The sequence below is a fragment of the Janthinobacterium sp. NFX145 genome (genome assembly GCF_049810325.1).
Classification (GTDB): domain Bacteria; phylum Pseudomonadota; class Gammaproteobacteria; order Burkholderiales; family Burkholderiaceae_D; genus Janthinobacterium; species Janthinobacterium rivuli.
Map to the genome: position 1 here is coordinate 5,718,210 of NZ_CP187360.1, position 18,757 is coordinate 5,736,966.

Below are 18,757 nucleotides of genomic sequence, written 5' to 3' on the forward strand. Positions count from 1 at the left end.
TCCTATGGCCGGATCTGCGGCGCCACGCCGTCGTGGTCGCCCACGCCTTCGACATTGCCGAAGTACACGTCCAGATCCTGTTTCGGATGGAAGTTGCGCAGCTTGACTTGCAAGGTGGTGGGATTGATTTTGGTGAACGTGCCGGGGAAGCACAGGCTGACCAGCTCGTCCGGCTTGCCCTTGATCAGGTTCAAGGTAAAGTCTTCGATGCCATTCTTCCAGGTGTTACCGGTCGTCAAAATGTACGATACCCACACGGCATTGACGAAGCCGCTTTCGCCCTGCTTGGCCGCCAGGCGGTTCCACGTCTTGTAGAAGGCCTTGTCGCCGCAGTATTTCTTTTCAAATGTATTGCCATCGCCCAGGTAAGACGCACCGGGGCCGGCCGCGACGAATGGTGCATATTGATGGCGCACACGCACGACTTTGCCGGCGGGGAATTTCTGCTGCCACAGGTAGATGACTTTCACGGTCCAGGCCGGCACCCATTCCTCGTCGTACAGCTGGGCCAGCAAGCCTTCGCGTATCATGATCTTGCTCTGCGCGGCCGTCAGCGGCGCCACTTTCTTGTCGAACGGCGTGTGCGAGGGGAAATAGGCAATTTGCGCATCCGACAAGCCCAGCTGGCGCAAGCGGGCCGTCACGTCCGAGCTATCGAGCTTGGCGACGAAGGTGGTTTTATAGTCCTTGCGCTTGCCATCGACGTCGACGGTGAACTGCTGCGGCTGGCCGTAATACGTGGGCGAGCCGTGGTAGCCCGCCGAGTATTCGGGCAAGGGGAAGAAGATCGTCTCTTCCACGTCCCTGGCCGACTCGTTGAGGAATTCATACTCGACCTTGATCAAGTCCGTGCTCACGCTGAGCACTTCCTTTTTCATGGCCACGGCATCCGTCTTGCCGAACAGAATGCCGCCCGCGCTAACGGAACCGATGCCGTCGTTGGCCACGGCCGTGCCTGCCAATGCCAGCGACAGGGCCGCAGCCAGAACGAGCTTGCGCGCGATCATCACGCCACCTTGCCCGACACGGGATCGACGCGGCGCTGCAGCACGAAAATCGGTTGCGCCCATTGGGTATCCTTTTTCTTCTTGCTGGTGATCAAAGTGAGTTCCGACGGATCGTAGACATCCGTGTTGTGCGTCAACGGCGTCGTCATCAGGTATTGCGCTTCCGTATTTTTCAGGAATTCGCCGACCAATTGAATGTTGCGGATGTCGAGGTGGGCAAACGGTTCGTCGATGAAGACGAAGCCGCCGGAACCGTCTTCCGATTTCAGCAATCCGATCAGCAGCACCAGCGACTTCATCACTTGCTGGCCGCCCGACGCTTCGCCATCGTTCATGCCGATCACGCCCTTGCCGTCGAACTTGAAGCGCACGTGCAAGCCCGCCTGCGACAGCTGCACGTCGTCGTTTTCCAGGCGCACGGGGTCGGCATGCACTTCGATGCCGGCCAGTTCGCCCAGCTCCTTGATGTTCTTGCTGTACGTCTTGATGGTGTAGCGCAAGCGTTCCATGTAGGCGCCACGGGCATTGCCCGTCGCTTCGATGGCGCGGTTGTTCTGGTAGCGGCGCTCGTCCGTTTCCGACTGGCGGCCATGCAGCTGGTCCGACAGGCGGTGATGCTGGTCGATGACGGTGGCGTCGAGTTCCCAGTCGTCGCGCGCCAGGCTGTTTTGCAGGCTGGCCACGCGCAGATCGACCTGATGCGCGTTCTGGTGCTCGGCCACGAGGGCCGCGCGGCGGGCGGGACGGCGCCAGCTTTTCGGCAGGTGGCGCCATGCATGGCGCAAGGCCAGCAAGGCGCGCGCATGCTCGGCGCGCTGCTCGATCTGCTTCTTGTAGCCAAGGCGTGAACCGGCTTCCGCTTCCGACAAGGCCAGGCGCGCGTTTTGCCACACGGTATCGGCACGCGTGCGCGCCACCGTGGCGTTCTTGGTCAGGTTTTGCAGCTCGCCCAGACGGCCGCCCACTTCCAGGCGCTCTTCCTTGAGCGGCTTCGAGTTGCGCAGCGCTTCGGCAAATTCTTCCTGACGCGCACTGAGTTCCTTGGCCGCGTCGACGCCCGCGATGCGCGCCTTCAAGGCGCCCACTTCGGCCGCCAGTTTCGAGATCGCCAGGGTCAAGGTGTCTTCCTGTCCTTCCAGGCCCGGCAGGGAGCGCAGCAGCGCTTCCAGGCGGCCGCTGCGGCCAGCCTGGCCGAAGCGGTAGCGCGACGCTTCCACGAACAGCGAGCGCCCGCCGCGGCGTTCACGGTGATACGCCTCGGGCGTGATCCACTCTTCGTGATTGCCCAATTTAAAACCGGCTTCGACGGAATCGACTCTAGCAATGCGCGACAGCTGCTCGATCAGCCAGCTCGGCACGGGCGCGGAAAATTTCACCACGGCCAGCAAGCTTTCGTCCTTGGCGACAGGCGCCGTGACCAGCTCGGGCACGATGAAGTGGCGGTAGCGTTCCTTCTCGGCCAGGCGGTAGGCGGCAGCCGCATCCTTGGCCTTGTCGAGCAGGACGACCGAGGCGTATCCGCCCAGCACGCCTTCGACGGCGCCCTGCCAGCGGCTGTCCGTCACTTCGACGATATCCGACAGCATCGCGTGGGGAATGCCCGCATCGCGCAGCGCACGGCGCATGCCCCGCACATTGTCCGGCTCCGGCATTGCCGTCTTGCCTTGCAATGCTGCAATCGTTGCCTGCTCGCCCGCGATGCGGGCCGACAAGGCGTCGCGCTGCTGGCGCTGCTGCAGCAATTGCGCTTCCTTCTGTTCCAACTGGGCCGCCACTTCGGCGATGTCGCTGCCCGAGTCGGCCGCCAGCTTGTGCAAGCGGTCTTTCTGCTCCAGCAGGCTGTCCAGCGGTTTCAACTTGGCATTGATCAAGGACAAACGGCTCTGCAAGCCGATCGATTCCTGCTCCAGCAGAGTCTCGTTCATCTGCGCGTCGGACAGGGCCTTCGCCTGCGCGGCCAGCGCATTGCGTTTATCGGTCAGTTGCTGGTCCGCCTGCGCCATCGGTTTGCGCGCATCGCGCAATTGACGGCTGGCCTGAGCCGCCTTTTCGCGCGCCTCGTGGTATTGCAAGCTGGGCAGCACTTCTTCCAGCAGGTTGCGACGCTCTTTATGCAGCCCTTCCCACTGGTGGTAATTGGCCACGCGCAGGCGCAAGCCTTCCAGGTTGGTTTTCGACGCTTCCAGCTCTGTTTCGAAGCGCTTCAGCTCCACTTCCGTATCGCGCTGGTGGCGCTTAGCTTCATCGTAGGCGTCCAGCACTTCCTTGTCGCCGAACACCTGGAACACCAGGTCGAGCAGCTGGCGCGGCGCGTATTCGCACAATTTGTCCGTCTCGCCCTGCTCCAGCGCCAGCACTTTCGACATGGCGGGCGACAAGCCCGCATTGGCCAGGCGCTTGCGGTAGTTTTCCACACCGAGCCAGTCGTTGGCATCCGTGATGTCCTCGATCTGCACATTGCCTGGACGCATCAGATACTGGCGCTTCCAGTCGCCACCATTCTTCTGGATCTGGCAAAACAGGGTCACTTCATCGTCGCTGAAGAAGCCGGAACTGCGGAACGGGCGATTCGACAGCTGCTTGCCCACGTTCTTGTTGTCGACCACGGCGCGCAGCCAGGCCGTCTGCTGACCCGAATGGCGCGCATAGTGTTTATACGTGCGGCCCATCGAGCAATCGAGGCCGAACAAGGTGCGCAAGGCGTCGAGCAAGGTGGTCTTGCCGGAGCCGTTCTGCCCCGCGATGGTGATGATCTTCGCGTCGAGCGGGATGTTCTTGATGCGCTGCCAGTAATCCCAGTGCACCAGTTCAAGTGATTTGATATGAAACATGGGCGCTTTCAGTGAGGGAGGTCGGACGCAGGCTCGTCGCCCGCATCTGGCAAGTCGCCGATGTCGGCGGACAAATCAGCCGATAAGTCAGCATCGAGGTCGACGGCCACCAGACGTGCCGGCGCCCGCTTGAACACGTCGGCCAGGGCGCCGTTGATGATGCGTTCCTTGAGCACGTCGGTATCCATCATCAGGTCGAGCAGCGGACCTTCGAGGATGAAATCGCCACGGCGCTCGATGAAGCCCAGCTTGGCCAGGGTACCCAGGTTCATGTCCATGCGCGTCTTCTTGCCCAGCTTGTCGCCGAAGTCCGACAGCAGTGCCTTGTAGGAAATGCCGATCGACGCGTCTTCCGCGCGCGGCAACGGTTTTTCCGTGCCGAACATATCGTTCTGGTCGTCGTCCGCGTGCTGGTGCGTTTCCTGGCGTTCACGCTTGGGCAGAATGATCTGCGCCCACAGCACCACCAGCAAGGCCACGCCATCGCGCGCCAGGCCGAAATTATTGTTTTGCCACACATCGCGCGCGCCGAAAATCTTCGGTTCGATGGTGCGCGTCAGTGCCAGGGTGACATGGTCGGCGTACACGTTGTCGAGCAGCTTCAAGCCGCAGGCCAGCAATCGCGCATCGATTTCGGCGCGGAACAGCTCGTCGGACAGCACGCGCTTGACGAGCTTGTCGTCGCGGCGCAGGGTTTGATGCGTGAGCAGGCGCGCAATCAGGATTTGGGAATCGTCATTCATCGGCGGTGCCGCTATCTAAATCAAGTGAAACATTCAGTGAAAGCGAGGCGATCGACATGGCCGCCACGTGGGGGTCGGTCAGCTGGACCATCTCGTCGGTCGGTGTAAAGGTAATCGGCAAACGGGCCAGTTCGGCCGTCGAGCCTTGCAAGCTCGCTTCGGACACGTCGCCCAAGAGCGGCAGCATCGAGGCGCGGTACGAGGCCACGGCAAAGCTGGCCGGCAGCAGCGAATCCTGCACGGGCACCGATTTCGGTCCCTCTTCGCCGATGCTGGGGAAATTGCCCAGGCTGGCGAAGTTCGACAGGCGGTCCAGGAGGTCATCGAGTTCGAGTTGCATGGCGGGACCGTCGCTGATGGTGGTGGGCGCGTCTTCCCCGCTGGGCAGGCCCGTGTTGGTGACGCCTGCCGCCCGTTCGGACAGCAGTTCCGTTTCGGCCACGTCGATCATCTCGGCCGGCGTGGAGAACAGGGGCACGACGGGCTGGTCGATGGCGCCTTCGGCCAGGCTGGCCAGGTCTTCATGCAGCAAGAGCCAGCGTTTGATGTCCGTGGTCGACAGGCCCGACTGGCCCAGGTGCACGCGCTGGCGCTCGATCTGGTTCAGGGCGCGTGAAAACATGCCTTGCATGTTGAGCAATTTACTTTGCGCGCGGCCGATCGCCTGCGCCGCCTTGTGCGTGGCGCTGTCCGCGTTTTCATCGGACGTGATCGCCACGAGAATCTCGGAACCCTTCTCGACCCAGTCGCAGGCCATGTTCCACTTCGCTTGCGCCGTGCGCAGCCGGAATTCGGAACCGGAAGCGATGGCGTCGGAGAATTCCTCCGTCAAGTCCACCAGGCGCCCCAGCAAATGCTGGAGTTGCTCGACCGACACGCCGCCGACGGCTTGCGCACCGGCCACCTGCGACAGCAGGAAACCCATTTCCGCTTCGTCTTCCGTCTGACCCAGGCCCAGCAAGCTGTCGATGGCGGACAGCACATTGCGCGCCATCGGGGTCACGCGGTACACGCCCTGCTGCGCATCCCAGGCCAGCAACTGGTTCGAGCGCAGGCGCAGCAAGACCGTTTCCAGGCTTTCCGGCAACAGATACGCCAGTTTCGTATTGATATCGGCGCGCGTATAGGCGGACGTGGCCGCATCGGACGCCAGCTCACGCAACACCAGCAGACGCACCAGCACGCCATCGAAACCGCCGTGGAACAGGGCCGTAAACACTTGCAGCAAGGGCTGCGCCCGCTTCAAGTGAAATACCTGCTCGATCTCGTCGGCCGAAATATTGGGCTGAAAATGCGCCTGCAAAGAATCGTGATGCTCTTGCTCTGTCTGATTTGCATCCGTAGCCACGGCTGCACTTGCCATTATATCAATCATTCTTTTCCGGATGAGTGTTCAGCGGGCGGCGCTGCGGGCTAACGCGGCGCTGCGGGGCGGGGGCGTCAGTATATCAGTTCTGACATGCAATTTAGCGCGTGGGAGGGGAGCCAGCGGGCAGTCAGGTAACCGAGTGTTGTATTGACGAAAACCCCAACGGCGAAGGGCTGGGGTCGGACCCTGAGGGTCCGACCCCGGTTTCTGCATCAGGGTTGAAAATTTGACGCAAAAATTTATAGCAAGCACTTACTTCTTGACGATCTTTTGCAAGGTTTGCTCGACGTAATCGCCGTCTTCATCGGCGAACGTCACCTTCACGGGATACCATTCCAGCGACGGCGCCAGCCACAGGTCCACTTGCTGGCCCTTCTTGTCCGGCGGCGGCGCCTTGATCAGGTGCACGGCTTCCACCAGACCCTGGCCGGTGGCGACGGTCTCCTGCTTGACGACCTTGAAGGTCCACGGTTCGGCGTCGTGGCGGCCGGCAACGAAGAAGCTCCATTCCGAACCGGGCGTGAATTTCTCGGGGGTGGCGCGCGCCACGCTGACCAGTTGCCAGACGGTGCTGTTGCGGTCCTGCTCGCCGCCTTTCAGCGGATAGGTTTCCTCACCTTCGCTAAAGACGATGGTCTTGCTGTCGCGCTTGAAGGTGGTCGTGGCCGCTTCCTTGCGGAAGCGCTTTTCCACGAATTGAAACGGTGCCAGGCCGTAATCGTCGACCGTGCCTTCGCTGCGCTGTTCCAGTATTTTGCCGAACAGGGCCGCCTTGGTTTCGGCCAGCAGCGAGTACTTGCCATCGCCGGCGCGCCAGTTGCTGACGGATTCACCGGACAGCGCAATGCCGCGCTGTTTCGCCTTGATCGAATAGACGAGGTCAGCCGATGGCGCCAGCTTGTACGGGCGCTTGATGACGGGGTGATCGACAGGCTCGTCCGCCGCTATGGCGGGACTCAGGGTGGCGGCCAGCAGGCTGGCGAGCAGAACGCGTTTCAAAGTTATCAAAGTAGTCATTTATTTTCCTGTAGCGTCATTGACGCGAATTTGGGTCACGGTTTGCGTGGTCAGCGCCCCGTTCGCTTCGGTATTACGTATTTGTACCGGATACCATTGCATGGACGGCGCCAGCCAGATATCGAGCTGCGACGAATACGTGCCGGGCTTCGGCGGCCGGCGCAAATGCCAGGTCACCAGCCGGCCCATCCTGGTTTCCAGTTCTTCCTCGCCCACCAGGTGGAAGCGGAACACGGTCGCTTCCTTTTCCTCGCCGACGAGTATGTCGATATTGCCCACCAGCTGGTTGACGTCGGCACGGCCGATGGCGGCCAGCTGGAACGGCACGGTGGCCTTGTCTTGCGCCCCTTCCTGCCATGGCACCGTGGCCGTCGTGGCCGAAAAGGTGATGGCCTTGGCGCCGCGGTTGAAATGCGTGGCCGTTTGCGCGCGGCCCTTGCGTTTCTCCGTGGCCGTGACGGGCACGATGCCGCTGCCATCGATCACGCCCTCGCTGGTCAGCACCAGCAGGTTGATGCGCGTGATCAGCATGCTCAAACCCACTTCCAGCTTCAGCTGATACGTGTCACCCCGATTGTCCCACGCCATCGCGGCCACGCCCTGCCATTTGGTGCCGTCCGCATCGCGCCGGTCCACATGCAGGTCGAACTGGGCCGAGGCGGGCGCGTTCGTCTTGTAGCCGCGTGCCTGCTCGACGGGCGGTGGCGGCGGCGCGCTGGCCGGCACGGGTACGGCGGCCACGGCGGGCGCCGGCGCCGTGATGGCCGGGGCGGCCACGGCGGCCAGCTCGGTCGTGGCCGGGCCTTCCGGCACGTCGCTGGCGGGCGCCGTCAACTGGGGCGTTTCGCTCGACGCCAGCTCCGTCGGGGGCGGCGGGGGCGGCGGCCGGGGCTTGGGCACGGGCAGCAGTTCAGGCGGCGGTGGCGGCACCACCGGCAGCGGTTTGGGCGGCTCGGCGATCAAGGCCATGCTGACCGCCTGCGCATGATTCTGTCCCAGCGGCACCATGCTGGCACGCGAGGTGAGCCATTCCAACGCCACGTAATGCAGTACGCCGATGACCGCGACAAAGACGACGGTGCGGCGGCGCGGTGGCGAAAAGAAGGAGTCAGGCATCATAGGCCGTAGTGTAACGCTTCCGCCCTGCTTCCCGCTTCTTGCCCGTGCTCAACTCTTAATGTTTTATGTAAGAAAATGTTGGCGGCATTGCGTCAGTTGCAAGCCGATATCTGCTACGCTAAGCCTATCCATCTACCAGGAGATTTCGCATGGCAAACCCGCAAATGCCCCAAATGCCGGGCGCAGCAGTTGTGACCGATACGCTCGACTTCGTCAAAAACCTGTGGGGCAGCATGAGCGTGCCCGGCATGGGCGTGCCTGGCATCACGGCGCCCACCATGTCGGTGGAAGAGCTGGACAAGAAAATCAACGACCTGAAAGCCGTCGAAGCGTGGTTGAACCTCAATACCAGCATGCTGCGCGGCAGTATCCAGGCGCTGGAAGTGCAGCGCGGCACCATCGCCACCCTGAAATCGATGGGCGCGTCACTGGCGGCGGCCATCACGCAACCGGGTGCCAGCGAGAAAACCGTGTTTGAATCGGTACCCTACGCTTCCGCGTTTTTCCAGCAAGCCACACCTGCACCTGCGGCGCCTGAACCGAAACCGGCTCCTGTGCCAGCACCTGCGCCCGTACCGGAACCGGCTGCTGCTGCGCCCGGCGATGCCGGCAGCCAGGCGGCGGCCCAGCTCGCCAATCCAAGTGCTTGGTGGAATTTGTTACAAGATCAGTTCAAGCAAGCCGTCTCGACGGCGATGTCGCCTGACGCCGCCAGCGCGGCAGCGGCCAGCTTTGGCAGCGTGAGCAAAGCCAAGCCGGCGGCCAGCAAGCCGGCCAAACCTGCCGAGGCAGGCACGGCAGCCAAGGCCAAGGCCCCGCTGCACAAGGCGCCGGCAAAGCGCGCGGCACCCAAGGCGAAAGCGCCAGGCAAGGCCTGATGCTGCAAGCCGGCAATATGATCAGGCGATACGATGAATGCGGATCGCCTCGATCATGTTGTCGGCCTGGCGTTTTACGTCACCGATCGTGATCAGGCCTTCGTCGGCCAGCGCCTTGGCGTGCTCGTACGAAGACTGGAATGTTTCCAGCGTGTCTCCCTTGGCGGCGACCGGGCGTACCCAGGCAATACTGCCGACTTTCATTTTTTTGTACACTTCATTGACCACATCACGCATAGTTTCTTCCTTATTGTTGTAAAGCAACTCAAGCACGGGCGAACCCACGCTGGCCCCTAGTTTATCATCCGGCACGCTCACGCACGGCTTTTCCGCCTTTTTCCGGCGCCGGCGGCGTTTTTTCCGGCGCTGCGATGGCTTCTTCCGGCCCGGGCGGCGGCGTCAGCTGCACCAGTTGCTCCATCAATTGCGCAAAGCGCTGCTGCCCTGGTGCAATTTTGTCTACATATAACAACACTTCCATGGCCTCGGCCGCCAGGTCGGCCTGAAACCCGCGCTGCTCCAGGCACGACACGATGATTTGCGCGGAATTGAACAGGATGCGCAAGTTGTTCGGCAGCTTTTCGCGCGCCGTGCGCATCCAGGCGACCGCTTCGTTGAGCTTGTCCGTCTTCCACAGCAGCACGCCCTTGTTCATCAAGTCCGACGCTTCCTTGCGTGAAGCGATGATCAGGCTGGTGCCTTCGTCGCCCATCTTCGCCTTGTCGAAAATCTTTTGCACCTCGTCCTGCACCACCTGGTTGTCGTGGTTGTTCTTCACCACGTAGCACAGCAGGCCGGCCGGCGCATCCTTGACGCCGACGGCGAACAGCAAGGTGGCCAGTTCCATGCAAATGCTTTTCTCGGGCCGCGCCGGGTCTTCGGCCAGCATGACTTCGAGCTCGTCGCCGCACTTGCGCGCGCGCCGGTAATCGCCCGTTTCGTGATGCACCATGCCTTCCGTGATCTTCGCGCGCAGCCCGATCTGCTCGGGCGAGAATTCGCGCTGCGCCAGCAGCAGCCACTGCAACGCCTCCTTGGCATCCTTCTTCAGGCCGCACACGCGCGCCAGTCCCAGGTAAGCGTCCGGCGTTTTCATGACGGAGAACTCGCCGATGGAAATACACTTGCGAAAAGCCTTTTCCGCCATGCTGACGTTGCCCACTTTCAGGGCCGCCAGTCCCAGATTGCGCTGGCGCGGCACGGAATTGGGCGACAGGCGCGCCGCCTTTTCCAGCACGCCGCACGCTTCCTCGTGCTGGCCCATCAACTGGTAGGCGACGGCCATCTGGTCGTAGGCGTCGATGTAATACTTGTTTTCGACGATCACGCCCTGGAATATCTGCCGCGCCGCCTCGTGCTCGCCGTTATTCATGCGGATCTTGCCCAGGCCCGCCTTGGCCCAGCTGTAATCACGCTCGGCCAGCACTTTTTCGTATACGGCGCGGGCCTTTTCCGGTTCGCCGCTTTTCAGCAGCAAACTGGCCTTCATGCGCAGCAATTCCAGCTCGTGCAGCTTGTTGAGCTCGATCTGCGCGTCGCACAATTTCGCCGCGCGCAAATAATCCTTTTCCATGCAGGCCTGGTCGATTTCGCGGAATACCTGCTTCTTGTGCCACACGCGGTTCAGGCGCGTCAGCAGCACGCCTTCCGTGATCGGCTTGATCAAATAGGCGTCGGGCTGGTGCTCTGCCGCGCCCATCACGGATTCCACGCTTTTCTCGGCCGATACCATCAGCCACACGCTCGACGGCGCCGTCAGGTTGCGCACGCGCGTCTCTTCCAGCACTTGCTGGCCGTTCTTGCCTTCGCCCAAGTTGTAATCGCACAGCACCACGTCGTAGCGCGTCTTGGCCAGCAGCTTCATGGCTTCGCCGCCGCTGGCCGCCTGGTCGATATGGCGCGCGCCCAGGTTGCGCAGGGATTCGCGCAGCAGGATGCGGATGCCGATGAAATCGTCGACCAGCAGATAATGTTTGTCGGCCCAGTCGGTGCTGCCCGCTTCGGCGGCGGTGGCGTGGCTGTCTGTCGTCATGGGTTCCTCGTTCAGGGCAGGCGCAGGATGAAGCAGCCGCCGCCCAGGGCGCCGCCATTTTCCAGCGCGATGCTGCCGCTGCTGCCCCGGTGCTTGTGCATCTTTGCCACTTCGCTGGAAAAATACAGGCCCAGTCCCGTGCTGTTGGTGGAAAAATTCACGCCCGCCGCCATGCCATCCATGGCCGCGCTGCCCGCGTCGAGCAAGGCCTGCGTATAGCCGTCGCCATTGTCTTCCACGCGCAGCTCAAGCATGCCGTCGTGCTCCCGCACCGACAGGCGGATCGTGTCTTTCGTGTAGCGGATGGCGTTGTTGATCGCATGCGCGAGCACGCCGATGACCAGGTCTTCATCGAGGGTCCAGATCAGCTCCGGCGCACAAGCCGTCTCCAGATGGATGCCTTTCGAGGCCAGCAGGATTTTTTCCTGATCCACCACCTGGTCGACCACCTGGCTCACCAGTTGCGGCTGCACGTCAAACGGGTAGCCGGGCTTGCCCACTTCCTTGTACAGGGCCAGCAGCTGGATCAGGTTATCGTTGAGGCGCTTGGTCTGGTACAGCATCTGCGCCATCTGCAGGTAGGCGGGGTCCGCTTGCGGCACGGCTTTCGCCTGCTCGGCCGCCAGCAAGGATTCCAGCGTGCCGCTGACCACACTGATCGAGTTTTTCATGTCGTGCACGGTCGACGCCAGGAACAGGAAAAGCTCGGGCGAGCTGTGTTGATCTTCCACCGGACATCTCCTTGGGGCCGCAGCTTGATTATTGCCAAGGATAAATTATACCGCCAGCCTGCGGGCGCCTGCCAGCCGCGCGCAAAGTCCGTGACCTGACGCAACAATGCCGCCCCCGCTTGCGCAGGGGCGGCATCAGCTTGACAAGCAGGCAAGATCAGCGGCGCGCACCCGCCAGGCGTTTCACGACGACGATCATGCGGTCGATTTCCTCATACGTATTGTAGAAGGCGAACGATGGCCGCACGGTCGCTTCCACGCCGAAGCGGCGCAAAATCGGCTGGGCGCAATGGTGGCCCGAGCGCACGGCGATGCCCTCGTCGTTCAGGGCGCGCCCCACTTCCGCCGGCTCGTAACCGGCCAGCACGAATGAGGCCACGCTCGCCTTGTCCAGCGCCGTGCCGATCAGGCGCACGCCGGGAATGGCCTGCAAGTGGTGCGTCGCGTATTCCAGCAGCGCGTGCTCGTAGGCGGCGATGTTTTCCAGGCCGATGCGCTGCACGTAGTCGATGGCCGCGCCCAGGCCCACGGCATCGGCGATATTGCCCGTGCCCGCCTCGAAACGGTTCGGCACGCCCTGGTAAACGGTGCGCTCGAACGTGACGTCGGCGATCATGTTGCCGCCGCCCTGCCATGGCGGCAATTGCTCGAGCAAGTCCGCCTTGCCATACACGGCGCCGATGCCCGTCGGGCCAAATACCTTGTGGCCCGAGAAGACATAAAAATCCGCGCCCAACGCCTGCACGTCCACGCGCAAATGCGATACGGCTTGCGCGCCATCGACCAGCACGCGCACGCCGGACGCATGCGCCAGCGCGATAATCTGCGCCACGGGCGTCACGGTGCCCAATGCATTCGACACCTGCGTCACGGACACCAGTTTCGTACGACCGTTGAGCAGCTTGCGGAATTCGTCGAGGATGATCTGCCCGCTGTCGTCGACGGGAATCACGCGCAAGGTCGCGCCCTTTTCCGCCGCCAGCTGCTGCCATGGCACGATGTTGGCGTGGTGCTCGAGCTGCGAGACGATGATCTCGTCGCCGCTGCCGATGTACTTGCGGCCAAACGTATTGGCGACCAGGTTGATGCCCTCGGTGGCGCCGCGCACGAAAATGATTTCATTGGGCGAGGCGGCGCCGAGGAACTGCGCCACCTTGGCGCGTGCCGCTTCATATGCATCGCTGGCGCGCGCCGCCAATGCGTGCGCGGCGCGGTGGATGTTCGAGTTCTCGTGCGCATAAAAATACGACACGCGGTCGATCACCGACTGCGGCTTGTGCGTGGTGGCCGCATTGTCGAACCAGGCCAGCGGCTTGCCGTTGACCCGTTCGGCCAGCACGGGAAAATCGCGCCGCACGGCATGCACGTCGAACGGCGCCGGCGTTTGTCCTTGCTGACGCGCAGGCAGCTCGGTCTGGAAATAGAACGCGGGCTGGCCACTGGATGGCGATATGGGCAGCTGGCGCGCGGGCGAGCGCTGCGGCGTGGCAAACAGCCCCCGCAGATCGTCGGGCGCCGCCTGCCCCAGCCCCTGCTGCGCCAGGCCATCGAGCTTGTGGCTTGATGCGGGATAGCCATGCGTGCCGCCGACAAAATAGTAGGGCGACGGCGCACCGAGGCTTGACGCCCGCGGCGTGGGAATCGATGCCGGCGCCGGCGCAACCGGTGCTTCCAGCGGCGCCGTCACGGGCGGCACCTGCGCCGTTGCCACGCCGGGGGCGATGGCGGCAAACGAAGGGCCGGGCTGCGGCGGCGGGCGGTTCGCATAGCGGGGCGCCGCATCGAGCACGCTGCCGGAACCGCCGAGGCTGGGCGACTTGTCCAAGCCCGGCAAACGGGCAAAGAATTCACCGGCCAGGCGGTTCAGGGTCGCCTCATCGGGCAAGAACGGGACGGCAGGCAAGCCCGCCGCGCCATCACTTGTAGGTGTCTGGGTAGTCATGGTATTTACCGATCTCCACGTCTTCCAGTACGGCCAGCGCATCGTCGGTCAGCACGGCCAGCGAGCAATACAGCGAAATCAGATAGGACGAAATCGCGTGGCGGTTGATGCCCATGAAACGCACGGACAGGCCCGGACTTTGCTCGCCCGCCAGGCCAGGCTGGAACAGGCCGATCACGCCTTGCCGCTGTTCGCCCGCGCGCAGCAAGATGATCTTCGTCTTGCCGTCTTCGATCGGCAGTTTGTCGGACGGCACCAGCGGCACGCCGCGCCACGTGAGGAACTGGGAACCGAACAGGCTGACGGTCGGTGGAGGCACGCCGCGGCGCGTGCATTCGCGGCCAAAGGCGGCAATGGCCAGCGGGTGGGCAAGGAAAAAGCCCGGTTCCTTCCACACTTTCGTCAGCAGTTCGTCGAGGTCGTCCGGCGTGGGTGCGCCCGTCAGGGTAAAGATGCGCTGGTCGTCGTGCACGCTGGCCAGCAGGCCGTAGTCGGGATTGTTGATCAATTCACTTTCCTGGCGCTCCTTGATCGTCTCGATGGTCAGGCGCAGCTGCTCCTTGATCTGGTCGTGCGGGCTGCTGTACAGGTCCGACACGCGTGTGTGCACGTCGAGCACCGTGCTGACGGCGTTGAGAAAATACTCGCGCGGCTGGTCGTCGTAGTCGACGAAGGTTTGCGGCAGTTCCGACTCGTCGCGCTGCGAGCAAGCCACGCGCACGTCCTTCGGATTTTTTACGCGATTGAGGCGGTAGATACCCGCTTCCACGGGCAGCCATTGCAGCAGGTGCACGAGCCAGCGCGGCGTGATCGTGGATAACTGGGGGACGCTCTTGCTTGCATTGGCCAGCTGGCGCGCGGCGTTATCGCCCAGCGCGAACTGGTTCTCTGTTGCTTCTGCCATGACTGCTCCTGATGAGAAAAGTGAATATGCTTATCTGAAAAACGAATAAAGTATCGGGTGTCTCCCCTCTTCTCTCAACATGCTATCGCCACCAAAGCGGCCTTTAGTCCACCAACTCCGGCTCGCAGCGCGCCATCAATCCCGCCAGGCCGACGCCCAGCGCGATGGCCAGCTTTTCCACCGTCAGCAGCGACGGCGTGGCGGCGCCCCGTTCGATTTCGCCGATGAACGAGCGGTTCAAGTCGGCCGCTTCGGCCAGGCGTTCCTGCGACCAGCCACGCCCTTCGCGCAACTGGCGCACGGCCAGTCCAAACTGTTTGATCAACATGCTGTCCTCATGGGTGATGGGCAAAAGCGGGTTGGGATGACGCTGGCAAATCCGGTGCTTCCTGCTGGTTGTGCGCCTGCGTGACATGGCTGCCGGGCGCCACGCTGCGGGTCAGCCAGACATTGCCGCCGATGACGGAGCCCTGGCCGATGGTCACCCGTCCCAGGATCGTCGCGCCCGCGTAAATGACCACGTCGTCCTGCACGATGGGGTGGCGCGCCAGTCCCTTTTTCAGCACGCCATCAAAGCCGGCGGGAAAGCGCTTGGCGCCCAGCGTGACGGCTTGATAGATGCGCACGCGTTCGCCGATGATGGCCGTCTCGCCGATCACCACGCCCGTGCCATGGTCGATGAAAAAGCTGCTGCCGATGATGGCGCCCGGGTGGATGTCGATGCCCGTCTGCGAATGGGCCACTTCGGCGATGATGCGCGCCACCAGCGGCGCGCCCAATGCATACAGGGTGTGCGCCAGGCGGTAATGGATGATGGCCAGGATGCCCGGATAGCACAGCAGCACTTCATCGACGCTGTGCGCGGCCGGGTCGCCATGGAAGGCGGCCGCCACGTCCGTGTCGAGCTGGGCGCGGATGCGCGGCAGCGTGCGGGCGAAGCGCTGCACGATGGCCAGCGCCTGCTGTTCGATGGAGACCGTCTGCTGCAAGCCGTGCTGGCGCGCGTGGTAACTGAGTTCGCGCCGCACCTGCTCGTGCAAGCCCGTGAGGGTCGTGTCGAGCGTGTGGCCGACAAAGAAATCCTCGCTCTCCTGCTGCAGGTCGAGGGGACCCAAGCGCATCGGGAACAGGGCCGCGCACAGGGCTTTGATGATGTCGTGCAAATGCTGGCGCGACGGGAATTCGCGCGCGCCGCACTCCTGGTTGCTGGCCAATCCTTCGCGCCACTGCTCGCGCACGGCGCGCAATTCATCGACGATCTGGTGCAGTTCCCATTGCGGCTGCGCGGCAAGGGAGGCCGGGGGAAGGGCTCGCTGGTTCATGGTGGTTCCGGAAAGAAGTTTAATCTTGCAGCCAGGGCAGCGCATGCCAGCGCCAGCCACCGCTGTGGCCACGCTGCTGCTGTTCGTCGAGGTCGCCCTCGAAGCCTTGCGCGATATTGAAGACGTGCGTGAAACCGGCCTTGGCGGCCGCTTCGGCAGCCGCGGCCGAGCGCTTGCCGCTGCGGCACAGCAGCACCACGACGGCATCCTTGCCGCCCGCCTTTGCTTCCAGTTCACGCGTAAAGCGGGGATTGCGGTTCATGGACGTGCCGGTCGCCCACGCCACGTGCAGCGAAGCTGGCACGTAGCCGACAAAGGTGCGTTCCTCGTTGGTGCGCACGTCGACCAGCACGGCCTTGCCGGCCTGCACCAGCTGCCACGCATCCTGCGCGCTGACGATGCCCGCATACGGCAAGCCTTGCACCTGCGCCTGGGTACGCGCGAGATTGAGCACTTCGTCAAAAGCCGCCTCGCCGTGGGCGGCGCGGGGATCGAAAATCAGTTCTGCAGCAGCCATCTTTCCACCTCTTTATTCCGTCGTCAAAAACCAGCACGAGTCCACTGTAGCGAACTTATGTTGTTCGGAAAACAAATTAAAAAGAGTTTGGAAAGCTGAAAAACGTATATGGGAGATTTATGCAGCGCGGCGGCGTTCGCGCAGCAGGAAGCGCGCAGGATCAAGCGCAGCGGCCAATTGACTCTCCAGTGGCAGCGGTTCCCCCTCCAGCTGACACGCCAGCAGCTCGGCCGCCAGCGGCGCCCAGATCAGGCCGCGCGAGGCGTAACCGAGCAAGCCAAAGAGGCCGGGCCAGCGCGGCACGTCGCGCAGGCGCTCGCAGCGGCCTGGCGCGCCGGGGTCGGGCAAGGCGCCCGCCAGCGGCAGGCGGTCCGGCGCCATGCAGCGAAAGCCCGTGCGGCCCGCCAGCGGCGCGGCGAACGGAGCGACACCCAGGATGTCGGCGATCTTCGCGATATTGTCTTCCTGGCTCGATGGGCGCAATTTGGTGTCCGTATCCGCATCGTAGCTGGCGCCCACGCAGACGACGCCCTGGTGCGCCGGCGTCATGTAGGCTTCGCGGCAGACGACGAACGGCAACGACGGCAAGCTGCCTTCGGCCAGGTGCGTGACCTGGCCGCGCACGGCGTCGAGCGGCAGGCCGGCCGCCTGTTCAAAATCGATGGCCCCCGTGCCAGCCGCCAGGATGACGTTGGGCGCGGCCGCGATCAGGGCGCCGTCCGCATCGCGCACCAGCCATTCCTGGTCGCCGCGCTCCAGGCGCAAGGCGCTGCTGGAAAAGCGCCGCGTCAGCAAGGCGCCGCAGGCGTCCAGCATGGCCGCGCAGACGGAGGACGGGCGCGCCCAGCCGCCCTGCTCGAACCACCAGGCGCCATCGGGCGCCGGCGCGCCCAGCATGGCAGTGGCCTCGGGCGCTTCCAGCCAGCGGGCGAATTCACGCGGATACAGGCCGCTGGCGGCGATCTGCCGCTGCACCTGCGCATGCGCGCCGTCGCGCGCCAAGTGCAGCACGCCGCTTTGCGCACCCTCGATGGCCGCGCCGATGCCGCCCAGGTCTTTCCAGCGGCGCAGCGAATACAGATAGGCGGCGCGCGTCAGGCGCGTGGCGATGTTGTCGTCCTTCGACAGCAACGGCATGAAGATGCCCGCCAGGTTACCCGACGCTTCGCTGGCCGGCTGCGCGTGGCGCTCGATCAAAGTCACCTTCCAGCCGCGCGCGGCCAGCCGTTCGCAGGCGGCCGCGCCGGCCACGCCAGCGCCAATGACGATGGCGCTCCGCTCGGGTACGACGGCAGCCACGGATTCTCCGGAGCGCGCATAAAACACGGCGCGCAAACGGCTTTCGTCGAAGACAAAACCGTTCTTTTGCAGCGCCGTGCGCTGCGCCTCGTCCAGGTGCACGGCCTGCAGGCGCGCGCCATCGACCATCAGGCGCGCCAGCACCGGCGTGGCTGCCGGCACCCAGGCCAGATGCACTTCATCGACGCGCGCCGACAATTGCGCCAGGCAGGCATCGGGTTCGCCGATCAGCACGTCGAGCGTGACGAGGCCATCGTGCGAGACCATGCGGTGCAGGCCCGGCACGCAAGGCGGCCACTGTGCGCGCCACTGCTCGGGCAAGTGGCGCGCGTCGACGGGACGCGGCGCCAGCGCGATGTAGTGCAGGCGGCGGCCGCCATGCGCCGCGCAGGCGGCGCGCAAGCGGGCACCGTCAAAATCCGTGTCGAACAGGACCAGCGCGCGGCGCATCAATGCCCCGCGCGGCAAAAGCAGGCGGGCGCATGGTCGTTGACCATGCCGATGCCCTGCATGTAGGCGTAGATGATGGTCGAGCCGACGAACTTGAAGCCCAGCTTGAGCAAGTCTTTCGACAGCTGGTCCGACAGGGCCGTCTTGGCGGGGAATGCGCCCGGCTGCCAGCTGTTGACGATGGGCTGACCATCGACATACGCCCACAGGAAGCTGTCCAGGTTCTGGCCTTGCGCGCGCAGGCGCAAATAGGCTTGCGCGTTCGTGATGGCGGCCGCCACCTTCAGGCGGTTGCGCACGATGCCGGGGTCGGCCAGCAGCTGCGCCACCTTGTCCGGGCCGTACGCGGCGATCTTTTCCGCGTCCCAGTTGTCGAAGGCGGCGCGGTAGGTGTCGCGTTTATTCAGGATGGTTTCCCAGCTCAGGCCAGCCTGCGCGCCTTCCAGGTTCAGCATCTCGAACAGCCGGCGCTCGTCGTGGCAGGGCACACCCCACTCCGTGTCGTGATAGTCGAGGTAGCGGGGATTGGCCGGGTTGGCCCAGGAGCAGCGGGTAATATTCATGGTCGTGTTCTTCATGTGCAGGCAAGTGCCAGT

17 protein-coding genes are annotated in these 18,757 nt (G+C 63.6%); 1 reads left to right on the forward strand and 16 read right to left on the reverse strand.

The genetic code is table 11. The features are described from left to right. Positions 1 to 2 precede the first annotated feature (2 nt). From ACPJXG_RS25600 to ACPJXG_RS25625, 6 genes are all read right to left on the reverse strand, one after another. Entirely contained in the window at positions 3 to 1,007 is a 1,005-nt protein-coding gene (locus tag ACPJXG_RS25600; RefSeq protein WP_425252713.1) for a DUF4424 family protein, read from the reverse strand. Then, positions 1,007 to 3,838, reverse strand: coding sequence for an ATP-binding protein (locus ACPJXG_RS25605; protein WP_425252714.1), 2,832 nt, complete (start codon positions 3,836 to 3,838; stop codon positions 1,007 to 1,009). Before ACPJXG_RS25605 ends, ACPJXG_RS25600 begins: the two co-directional genes overlap by 1 nt. 8 nt (positions 3,839 to 3,846) lie before the next feature. Further along, a complete protein-coding gene (locus tag ACPJXG_RS25610) occupies positions 3,847 to 4,581 on the reverse strand; it encodes a hypothetical protein (protein ID WP_034753458.1) in 735 nt (244 codons plus the stop codon). After that, on the reverse strand, positions 4,574 to 5,944 hold the full coding sequence (locus ACPJXG_RS25615; protein ID WP_139248478.1) for a hypothetical protein: 1,371 nt from the start codon (positions 5,942 to 5,944) through the stop codon (positions 4,574 to 4,576). The genes ACPJXG_RS25610 and ACPJXG_RS25615 overlap by 8 nt, the downstream gene beginning before the upstream one ends. Positions 5,945 to 6,202: 258 nt before the next feature. Beyond that, a complete protein-coding gene (locus tag ACPJXG_RS25620) occupies positions 6,203 to 6,967 on the reverse strand; it encodes a DUF3108 domain-containing protein (protein WP_425252715.1) in 765 nt (254 codons plus the stop codon). Beyond that, complete coding sequence (locus ACPJXG_RS25625) at positions 6,968 to 8,086, reverse strand: DUF3108 domain-containing protein (protein WP_425252716.1); 1,119 nt, start codon at positions 8,084 to 8,086, stop codon at positions 6,968 to 6,970. Positions 8,087 to 8,235: 149 nt separating this feature from the next. Between ACPJXG_RS25625 and ACPJXG_RS25630 the strand changes: the two genes are divergently transcribed. Next, a complete protein-coding gene (locus ACPJXG_RS25630; protein ID WP_425252717.1) occupies positions 8,236 to 8,964 on the forward strand; it encodes a PhaM family polyhydroxyalkanoate granule multifunctional regulatory protein in 729 nt (242 codons plus the stop codon). A 21-nt stretch (positions 8,965 to 8,985) separates the two neighbouring features. On the opposite strand, the gene ACPJXG_RS25635 is transcribed toward ACPJXG_RS25630, so the two are convergent. From ACPJXG_RS25635 to ACPJXG_RS25680, 10 genes are all read right to left on the reverse strand, one after another. Continuing rightward, the gene (locus ACPJXG_RS25635) at positions 8,986 to 9,282 is read right to left on the reverse strand and encodes a hypothetical protein (protein ID WP_225242919.1); all 297 of its coding nucleotides are present in this window, start codon (positions 9,280 to 9,282) and stop codon (positions 8,986 to 8,988) included. Continuing rightward, positions 9,266 to 10,996 carry a response regulator gene (locus ACPJXG_RS25640; RefSeq protein WP_425252718.1) on the reverse strand — a complete coding sequence of 577 codons (1,731 nt, stop codon included), beginning with the start codon at positions 10,994 to 10,996 and terminating at the stop codon, positions 9,266 to 9,268. Before ACPJXG_RS25640 ends, ACPJXG_RS25635 begins: the two co-directional genes overlap by 17 nt. Before the next feature lie 11 nt (positions 10,997 to 11,007). Continuing rightward, positions 11,008 to 11,727: a sensor histidine kinase gene (locus tag ACPJXG_RS25645; protein WP_425252719.1), complete on the reverse strand. Its 720-nt coding sequence runs from the start codon at positions 11,725 to 11,727 to the stop codon at positions 11,008 to 11,010. 157 nt (positions 11,728 to 11,884) lie between these two features. Next, entirely contained in the window at positions 11,885 to 13,669 is a 1,785-nt protein-coding gene (locus ACPJXG_RS25650) for a family 2A encapsulin nanocompartment cargo protein cysteine desulfurase (RefSeq protein WP_425252720.1), read from the reverse strand. Next, on the reverse strand, positions 13,644 to 14,573 hold the full coding sequence (locus ACPJXG_RS25655) for a family 2A encapsulin nanocompartment shell protein (RefSeq protein ID WP_034784363.1): 930 nt from the start codon (positions 14,571 to 14,573) through the stop codon (positions 13,644 to 13,646). The genes ACPJXG_RS25650 and ACPJXG_RS25655 overlap by 26 nt, the downstream gene beginning before the upstream one ends. Before the next feature lie 103 nt (positions 14,574 to 14,676). Continuing rightward, a complete protein-coding gene (locus ACPJXG_RS25660; protein WP_051959649.1) occupies positions 14,677 to 14,901 on the reverse strand; it encodes a helix-turn-helix domain-containing protein in 225 nt (74 codons plus the stop codon). A 7-nt stretch (positions 14,902 to 14,908) separates the two neighbouring features. Further along, positions 14,909 to 15,895, reverse strand: coding sequence for a serine O-acetyltransferase EpsC (gene epsC / locus ACPJXG_RS25665; protein WP_425252721.1), 987 nt, complete (start codon positions 15,893 to 15,895; stop codon positions 14,909 to 14,911). A gap of 19 nt (positions 15,896 to 15,914) precedes the next feature. Then, positions 15,915 to 16,412, reverse strand: coding sequence for a rhodanese-like domain-containing protein (locus ACPJXG_RS25670; RefSeq protein WP_425252722.1), 498 nt, complete (start codon positions 16,410 to 16,412; stop codon positions 15,915 to 15,917). 117 nt (positions 16,413 to 16,529) lie between these two features. After that, positions 16,530 to 18,161, reverse strand: coding sequence for an FAD-dependent 5-carboxymethylaminomethyl-2-thiouridine(34) oxidoreductase MnmC (gene mnmC, locus ACPJXG_RS25675; protein WP_425252723.1), 1,632 nt, complete (start codon positions 18,159 to 18,161; stop codon positions 16,530 to 16,532). Continuing rightward, complete coding sequence (locus ACPJXG_RS25680; protein ID WP_425252724.1) at positions 18,161 to 18,724, reverse strand: DNA-3-methyladenine glycosylase I; 564 nt, start codon at positions 18,722 to 18,724, stop codon at positions 18,161 to 18,163. Before ACPJXG_RS25680 ends, mnmC begins: the two co-directional genes overlap by 1 nt. Positions 18,725 to 18,757: the final 33 nt, after the last annotated feature.

What these genes read in the sequence shown, in the direction of transcription:
- ACPJXG_RS25600 (WP_425252713.1), bottom strand. Translation starts at nt 1,007, where the DNA reads ATGATCGCGCGCAAGCTCGTTCTGGCTGCGGCCCTGTCGCTGGCATTG.
- ACPJXG_RS25605 (WP_425252714.1), bottom strand. Translation starts at nt 3,838, where the DNA reads ATGTTTCATATCAAATCACTTGAACTGGTGCACTGGGATTACTGGCAG.
- ACPJXG_RS25610 (WP_034753458.1), bottom strand. Translation starts at nt 4,581, where the DNA reads ATGAATGACGATTCCCAAATCCTGATTGCGCGCCTGCTCACGCATCAA.
- ACPJXG_RS25615 (WP_139248478.1), bottom strand. Translation starts at nt 5,944, where the DNA reads ATGGCAAGTGCAGCCGTGGCTACGGATGCAAATCAGACAGAGCAAGAG.
- ACPJXG_RS25620 (WP_425252715.1), bottom strand. Translation starts at nt 6,967, where the DNA reads ATGACTACTTTGATAACTTTGAAACGCGTTCTGCTCGCCAGCCTGCTG.
- ACPJXG_RS25625 (WP_425252716.1), bottom strand. Translation starts at nt 8,086, where the DNA reads ATGATGCCTGACTCCTTCTTTTCGCCACCGCGCCGCCGCACCGTCGTC.
- ACPJXG_RS25630 (WP_425252717.1), top strand. Translation starts at nt 8,236, where the DNA reads ATGGCAAACCCGCAAATGCCCCAAATGCCGGGCGCAGCAGTTGTGACC.
- ACPJXG_RS25640 (WP_425252718.1), bottom strand. Translation starts at nt 10,996, where the DNA reads ATGACGACAGACAGCCACGCCACCGCCGCCGAAGCGGGCAGCACCGAC.
- ACPJXG_RS25650 (WP_425252720.1), bottom strand. Translation starts at nt 13,669, where the DNA reads ATGACTACCCAGACACCTACAAGTGATGGCGCGGCGGGCTTGCCTGCC.
- ACPJXG_RS25655 (WP_034784363.1), bottom strand. Translation starts at nt 14,573, where the DNA reads ATGGCAGAAGCAACAGAGAACCAGTTCGCGCTGGGCGATAACGCCGCG.
- ACPJXG_RS25660 (WP_051959649.1), bottom strand. Translation starts at nt 14,901, where the DNA reads ATGTTGATCAAACAGTTTGGACTGGCCGTGCGCCAGTTGCGCGAAGGG.
- epsC (WP_425252721.1), bottom strand. Translation starts at nt 15,895, where the DNA reads ATGAACCAGCGAGCCCTTCCCCCGGCCTCCCTTGCCGCGCAGCCGCAA.
- ACPJXG_RS25670 (WP_425252722.1), bottom strand. Translation starts at nt 16,412, where the DNA reads ATGGCTGCTGCAGAACTGATTTTCGATCCCCGCGCCGCCCACGGCGAG.
- mnmC (WP_425252723.1), bottom strand. Translation starts at nt 18,161, where the DNA reads ATGCGCCGCGCGCTGGTCCTGTTCGACACGGATTTTGACGGTGCCCGC.
- ACPJXG_RS25680 (WP_425252724.1), bottom strand. Translation starts at nt 18,724, where the DNA reads ATGAATATTACCCGCTGCTCCTGGGCCAACCCGGCCAATCCCCGCTAC.